Source organism: Aeromonas sp. 601039 (assembly GCF_049174415.1).
GTDB classification, from domain to species: domain Bacteria; phylum Pseudomonadota; class Gammaproteobacteria; order Enterobacterales; family Aeromonadaceae; genus Aeromonas; species Aeromonas veronii_A.
This window is the reverse complement of sequence record NZ_JAAKTL010000010.1, coordinates 143,452-149,963: the sequence shown is the minus strand read 5'-3', so window position 1 is coordinate 149,963 and position 6,512 is coordinate 143,452. Positions and strand designations below refer to the sequence as shown.

Sequence of the window (6,512 nt, the reverse complement as noted above, 5' to 3'; positions counted from 1 at the left end):
GGTCGTTACTGGGATCGAACCAGTGACCCCCTCCTTGTAAGGGAGGTGCTCTCCCAGCTGAGCTAAACGACCTGGGAATTCTGTCTCCACCGAGTGGAGAAAATGGTGGGTCGTGCTGGATTCGAACCAGCGACCAATTGATTAAAAGTCAACTGCTCTACCGACTGAGCTAACGACCCTCACCACGACCAGTTCCGACTGCATTACTGCTTCGGCTCTGACGGCGGCCTATATTACGGATTTAAATTTCCGGTGCAACAGAAAATTCGTAATTTAAATCCGTTTGCTCACTGTGCGTACAAATGCAGGCTGTTTTTACAGTAGCGTTACGAAAACAGTGACATACAGCAATGTTACAGCTTGGCCAGACTCTGTTTGGCCAACTGGGCTGGCGAGGTGTTGGGATAGCCCTTGATCACCTGCTCATAGAAGGATTTGGCTTCCGCCTTCTTGCCATCCAGTTGCGCCAGCATACCCAACTTCAGCAGCGCATCGGCTCGCTTGGGGGATTTGCTGTATTTGTTGGCCACGGTCGAAAACTGGGCCGAGGCACCGGCTCTGTCACCCTTGTTGAACAGCAACTGGCCGAGCCAGTAGTGTGCATTGGGAACATAGCCCGAATTGGGGTACTGCTTGATGAAGCCCTGGAAAGCCGGAATGGCTTTGTCGTAGTTCTTCTCTTTGAGCACCATGTTGACCGCTGCGTCGTAGGCCTGATTCTCATCCTGATTGGTTGAGTAATTGGCCGCAGCAGCCGGTGTAGCGGCAGCAGCAGGGGCCGCGGCGGCCGGTGCAGCCTGCTGGCTGCTGGCAACCTTGTCGAGCTCCTGATAGAGCTGACGCTGGCGCTCTTGCGACTGTTCCATCTGGTAGGTCTGCTGCTCCAGCTGACCACGCAGCTCGGAAACCTCCCCTTGCAGGGAGTCGACCTGTTGCTGCAATTCAGCTTGCAGTCGCAGACGGGCATTGAGGGTGCGCTCCAGCAGGGCAACCCGATCTTCCAGGCTACCGGTGGGCACGATGGCGCCATTGTTGCCGCTAAGGACAACCCCACCACTTGAGTCACCGCCCAGATCGCTGACCGGTGCCGCAGCTTGCGCATTCAGAGCAACCATTACGGCCAGCGCAACGACAGCTTGCTTGTACACAGATTTCATTCGGATCAAACCTTAGCGTTTAGTACAGATAAAACGGCCAGCGCCATCGTCGCTCGCATATGCAGATTTCATTCGGATCAAACCTTGGCGTTTAGTGCAAATAAAACGGCCATCGAAATGGCCGCTTGCATATAAACGAACTTCGTTCGGTTCAAACCTTAGTAAACCAGAACCGCGCGGCGGTTTTTGGCAAAGGCATCCTCGGTGTGGGACAGATCCAGCGGCTTCTCTTCGCCATAGCTGACGATGGAGAGCTGCTCGGCCTGCACACCCAGGGTTTGCAGATACTTGGCAACAGCCTTGGCACGACGCTCGCCCAGGGCGATGTTGTACTCCGGAGTACCGCGCTCATCGGCGTGACCTTCGATCAGGACTTTCACGCTCGGGCGCTCGCGCAGGTAGCTGGCGTGGGCATCCAGCAGATCAGCGTACTGACCCTGGATATCGTAACCGTCGAACGGGAAGTAGATCACGTTGTCACGCTGCAGTGCTTCGAACTTCTGACGCATCTGCTCTTCCGGGGACAACATGCCGTTGGCGCCGCCGGTTTGTACACCGCCCATGCCGTCGGTCATACCTGATTCAGCGCCAGCGGCGTCGGAATCAGAAGAAGAACTACAAGCGGCCAGGGTGAACAGTGGCAGTGCGATGGCCAAACCCTTGAGCAGTTTATTGAGTTGCATGCTATTTCCTTAAACCTTTATAACAAAACAAAAAACAATTGGATTTTTATCAATTCAAGAAGGGCGACCAAGCTGGTGCACGAATTTCACCGCTACTGGTCGGAAGCACAGCCTTGAAGCGACCATCAGTCGACACCAACGCGAGACTCTTACGACCCTGATAGATGGTGGCATAAATGATCATGCTGCCATTGGGAGCCACACTTGGCGACTCATCCAGAGCACTCTGGGTAAGGACCAACAGGGCATTGTTTTCCATGTCCTGACGGGCAATACGATACTGTCCCTGAACACGGGTCACCATCACCATGATTTTGCCATCAGGAGTGATGGATGCACCCTGGTTGGATTCACCTTCCCAAGTCATCCGGCGAGTCATACCAGTCGCCAAATTTACGCTATAAATCTGGGGTTTGCCACCACGTTCAGAGGTGAACAACAAATTTTGCCCATCCGGCATCCAGGAGGGTTCAGTGTCGATCACACGGCTGGTTGTGACGCGGGTCAGCTGCTTGCTAGCGACATCAACCACATAGAGGTTCGGTGAACCATCTTTGGAGAGAACGATAGCCAGACGACGACCATCCGGAGACCACTCCGGCGCCCCGTTGATACCGCGGAAACTGGTGATCAGGCTGCGCTGCTGGGTGTAGATATCCTGCACGTAGATTTCGGACTTCTGGTTCTCGAAGCTCACGTAGGCCAGCTTGCTGCCATCCGGCGACCAGGCCGGAGACATCAAGGGCTCGCGGGAGCGCAGCAGGGTCTTCTCGTTGTAACCGTCGTAGTCAGAAATACGCAGCTGGTACGGGAACTGGGTACCCTGCTGTACGGAGACGTAAGCCAGACGGGTCAGGAAGGCACCGCGCTCGCCAGTCAGACGTTCATAGACGATGTCGGAGATACGGTGGGCAAACTGGCGCATCTGGGCACCCGGGATGGTCGCCATACGGCTATCTAGGATGTAACCGTTGCTCTCGCCACCTTGTGCCTTGGCCAGCTGGCCTTTCAGCACATCGACCAGCTCGAAGTTGACCTTGTAGGTGCCGTCACCGACTGCCGAAATGGAACCCACCACCACGGCTTCAACTCCTTGGGAGGCCCAGGGAGCGAAGTTGATCTCGCTGCTGCTGCTCGGGGTTTGCGGCATCTGGCCACGGGCCAGCGGCTTGAACTTGCCGCTGCGCATCAGGTCGTTGGAGACCACTTCCGCGATGTCCTGCGGCAACTGCCCGTTGCCTTCCCACTTGAAGGGGGCGACGGCGATGGGGCGTGCGCTATCAATACCGCCGGTGATGACGATGTCCAGGGCCGCCTGGGCACTCTGGCCCAGCAACAAACAGCCAACCAAAGCAAAAAATACTTTTCTGATCATGGCTTAAATACTCGGTTCCAATATAGATGAGAGGTTAAATTCCTTTCTCGGCGAGAGGTTGCCAACCGGAGGCAGGCAACCTCGTTTTATCACGCTTAGATACTCGGTTCTAACTTCAGGTTAAATTCCTTCAACATCTCGAATGCCGCAGGATCCTTGGGCACAGGCAGTTGATTGGCTTTCAGAACAGCCGCCTTACCGGAACGACAAACCGCCGGGTCACCCTGGCCGTTATCTACAGATATGACAAAGCCACTGCTCGCAAGACGTACGCCGATAGTACATGTTTTGCCCCGCATGGTGGGATCCAAAATCATATACCGCTCAACAGTGGCCTTGATGAGCGCCGCATACTTGTCGACCTCACCTTGTGCCGCTGCAGAGGCAGCCTGGCTGCGGGCATTGGCTTCAGCCGCCAGCTGCTGCTGCATCATGGCTTCCATCTCTTTTTGCAGTCTGGCCTCCTCGGCCGCTTTGCGTTTGCGTTCTGCCGCGATCTTGGCCTGCTTCTCGGCTTCAGCCTTGGCTTTCTTCTCTGCGTCAGCTTTTGCCTTTTTGGCTGCCTCTTCCTTGGCCTTCTTCTCAGCCTCGGCTTTGGCTTTTTTCTCAGCCTCTGCCTTGGCTTTCTTCTCTGCCTCAGCCTTGGCCTTCTTGTCAGCTTCCGCTTTCTTGGCTTTGGCCTCCTCGGCTTTAGCCTTCTCTTCCGCCTGTTTTTTCTCGAGCTCTTTCTTTTTCTTCAGCGCCAGTGCCTTGGCCTCTTCAGCAGCCTTGCGCTCGGCTTCCGCCTTCTTGGCCTTCTGCTCTTCCAGCTTGCGGGCCTCCTCGGCTTTCTGCGCCTTCTCTTCAGCCCGCTTCTGCTCGGCAACTTTTTTCTGCTTCTCAGCCTCGGCCTTGCGGGTCGCCTCTTCTGCTTCTTTCCGCTTGGCCTCGGCAATACGCAGCCGTTCCTGCTGCTGGGCTAGTTCGCGTTTGGCAAGATCCGTATCTTCCTTATCCTTCTCTTTCTCTACCTTCTGCGGCTTGGGCTGAGCTTTCTGCTGCTGGATCTGCTTGGCCTGCTCGTTGAGGAAGTTCTCATCAAGCATGACGGCATTGACGATCTGCCCCTTCGATTCGGGTCGTTTCGGTTTGCTGAAATCGAGCCCGACAAACAGGATGATGCCGATGATCAGGTGCAGCAGAAACGACGCGATGAGATAACCGGAAATACCACGCTTCACATCCATCTCCGTTAGTTCACCGGATCTGTCATCAGGCCAACCTGAGGCACACCCGCATTCTTGAGGGCCACCATCAACAGGATCACCTCTTCGTAGCGCACGGCCTTGTCACCCGCGACCACCACGGGGGCATTCTGGTTGATCGCCAGATAGCCCATGGCTTTTTCGGTGATGTATTGCTGCATCGCCTCTGGCGTGCCACTTGGCACCGGCTCGTCATCGGCTTCGCCAGCCTTGATGACATACTCGCCTTCGGTATTGACGCTGACGATGAAGGGCGGCTTGGCATCTTCCGGCAACTGCTCGGACTCAGCCTGCGGCAGATCCACCTTGACCCCTTGCGTGATCACCGGCGTGACCGCCATAAAGATGATAAGCAGCACCAGCATGACGTCGATATAGGGAACCACGTTGATCTCGGCCACCTTCTTGCGCCGGATCCGCTGATAGGTTTGCATTACTGATCACCCTGCTGCTGAGCAATTTGACGGTTCAGAATGGTGGTGAACTCGTCCATGAAGTTGGCGTAGGCGTTCTCCAGCCGCTCGACCTTGTTGGAGAAGCGGTTGTAGAAGATTACCGCCGGGATAGCGGCAAACAGACCCATGGCGGTCGCAATCAGCGCTTCCGCGATACCCGGTGCCACCATCTGCAGGGTGGCCTGCTGCACCTGACCCAGGGCGATAAAGGCGTTCATGATCCCCCATACGGTACCGAACAGACCGATGTAGGGGCTGATGGAGCCGATGGTCGCCAGCACCGGCAGGTTGGATTCCAGATCATCCACCGCACGGGAGAGGGAGACGCGCATGGCACGGTAGGTACCATCCATCACCGCATCCTGACCACGGGCCCCGGCCTTGAGCAGGCGGGCATACTCCTTGAAGCCGGAGTAGAAGATATCTTCCATGCCTTCGATATCATCGCGGCGGGAAGAGGACTCCTGATAGAGGCGATTGAGATCGACCCCTGACCAGAAGCGATCTTCAAACTGTTCCGATGCGAGATTGGCCGCCTTGATCGCCTTGGAACGCTGGATAATCAGCGCCCAGGAGACAATAGACATGCTCATCAGGGTGATCATGACCAGTTTTACCAACAGGCTGGCTTGCCAAAACAGGCCAATAAACGAAATTTCAGCGTGCACTTAACAGCACTCCCTTGATTTTTTCAGGTATAGCTACAGGTTTCATTTGCGGATGACTTACACAGGCTATCTGTACCAAAGCCTGGGTGACGAGTCGTCCATCAGCCGCCAGGATCTGCTGCGAAAAACGCAGGGATGCGCGTTTCACTTCAATCACTTGCGTTAATACATTCAATAGTTCATTAAAACGGGCCGCCGAGCGGAAATCGATCTCAGTTCGGCTCACCACGAAGGCATATCCCTCCTGCAGCCAGACGTCCTGTTCGACCCCTTTGGCACGAAGAAACTCGGTGCGAGCACGTTCCATAAACTTGAGATAATTGGCGTTGTAGACGATGCCCCCGGCATCGGTGTCTTCGTAGTAGACACGTACCGGAAACTCAAAGACTTCCCCCATAACAATCTGTGATCCATTCGACAGTCAGATGGGGGGCTATCATAGCGCAGGGCTGAATAGGAAAGAAGCAGGGGGAGACAGGGAAATCCTGCCTCCCACCGTTTTTTATGAAAGGAAATATGAATGTGTCAGCCAGAGGCCATACAACAAACTGGGCCAGGCGAGCCAGGGGTTGAACAGCACACGTCCGGGCAGGCTTTTCAGATGAAAGCCAAGCCCGTTAAGTACGCCACAACAGACGGCCCACATCAGCCAGGGAGCAAGCCAGAGACGATGCTCGCTGGTGTTGGCCGCGATCAGATTGGGGGCCTGTAAAATAGCGACGGCCAACAAGGCCGCCGCGAGTAACATCAACCCCTGCCACGGCTGCCGCTCCAGTGGAGCGGCCAGCTTGGCGAGTCGATCACTTGTTTTCATCGATCTGACGATCCATGTTCTCGGTGTGTTCCAGCCACAGCGCATTGATAATGCCAAATGCACAGGCCAGCAACAGCCCCAGGATCCAGGTGAAATACCACATTGTCAGCGCACCT

At 55.5% G+C, this 6,512-nt stretch carries 9 protein-coding genes and 2 tRNA genes; all 11 read right to left on the bottom strand.

Going from position 1 to position 6,512, the window contains the following annotated elements:
• The 11 genes from G5195_RS10795 to cydX all read right to left on the bottom strand — a co-directional run bounded on the left by G5195_RS10795 (position 1) and on the right by cydX (position 6,499).
• Positions 1 to 72: transfer RNA gene (locus G5195_RS10795), tRNA-Val, on the bottom strand.
• 31 nt (positions 73 to 103) lie between these two features.
• A tRNA-Lys gene (locus G5195_RS10790) sits at positions 104 to 179 on the bottom strand.
• Positions 180 to 353: 174 nt separating this feature from the next.
• Positions 354 to 1,157, bottom strand: a complete 804-nt coding sequence (gene ybgF / locus G5195_RS10785) for a tol-pal system protein YbgF (protein ID WP_076492460.1) — start codon at positions 1,155 to 1,157, stop codon at positions 354 to 356.
• 158 nt (positions 1,158 to 1,315) lie between these two features.
• Positions 1,316 to 1,840 carry a peptidoglycan-associated lipoprotein Pal gene (gene pal, locus G5195_RS10780; RefSeq protein ID WP_005313284.1) on the bottom strand — a complete coding sequence of 175 codons (525 nt, stop codon included), beginning with the start codon at positions 1,838 to 1,840 and terminating at the stop codon, positions 1,316 to 1,318.
• 49 nt (positions 1,841 to 1,889) lie between these two features.
• Positions 1,890 to 3,215, bottom strand: a complete 1,326-nt coding sequence (gene tolB, locus G5195_RS10775) for a Tol-Pal system beta propeller repeat protein TolB (RefSeq protein ID WP_005335728.1) — start codon at positions 3,213 to 3,215, stop codon at positions 1,890 to 1,892.
• A gap of 95 nt (positions 3,216 to 3,310) precedes the next feature.
• Positions 3,311 to 4,441, bottom strand: a complete 1,131-nt coding sequence (tolA, locus tag G5195_RS10770) for a cell envelope integrity protein TolA (protein ID WP_216979490.1) — start codon at positions 4,439 to 4,441, stop codon at positions 3,311 to 3,313.
• 5 nt (positions 4,442 to 4,446) lie between these two features.
• Positions 4,447 to 4,893, bottom strand: a complete 447-nt coding sequence (tolR, locus tag G5195_RS10765) for a protein TolR (protein ID WP_005335733.1) — start codon at positions 4,891 to 4,893, stop codon at positions 4,447 to 4,449.
• Positions 4,893 to 5,570, bottom strand: a complete 678-nt coding sequence (gene tolQ, locus G5195_RS10760; RefSeq protein ID WP_216954450.1) for a protein TolQ — start codon at positions 5,568 to 5,570, stop codon at positions 4,893 to 4,895. The genes tolR and tolQ overlap by 1 nt, the downstream gene beginning before the upstream one ends.
• A gap of 1 nt (position 5,571) precedes the next feature.
• Positions 5,572 to 5,979 (bottom strand): tol-pal system-associated acyl-CoA thioesterase, encoded by a 408-nt coding sequence (ybgC, locus tag G5195_RS10755; RefSeq protein ID WP_005343212.1) that lies wholly within the window; start codon positions 5,977 to 5,979, stop codon positions 5,572 to 5,574.
• A gap of 105 nt (positions 5,980 to 6,084) precedes the next feature.
• Positions 6,085 to 6,396 carry a cyd operon YbgE family protein gene (locus tag G5195_RS10750; RefSeq protein ID WP_421222026.1) on the bottom strand — a complete coding sequence of 104 codons (312 nt, stop codon included), beginning with the start codon at positions 6,394 to 6,396 and terminating at the stop codon, positions 6,085 to 6,087.
• Positions 6,383 to 6,499 carry a cytochrome bd-I oxidase subunit CydX gene (cydX, locus tag G5195_RS10745; RefSeq protein ID WP_005304933.1) on the bottom strand — a complete coding sequence of 39 codons (117 nt, stop codon included), beginning with the start codon at positions 6,497 to 6,499 and terminating at the stop codon, positions 6,383 to 6,385. The genes G5195_RS10750 and cydX overlap by 14 nt, the downstream gene beginning before the upstream one ends.
• Between the last annotated feature and the right edge of the window lie 13 nt (positions 6,500 to 6,512).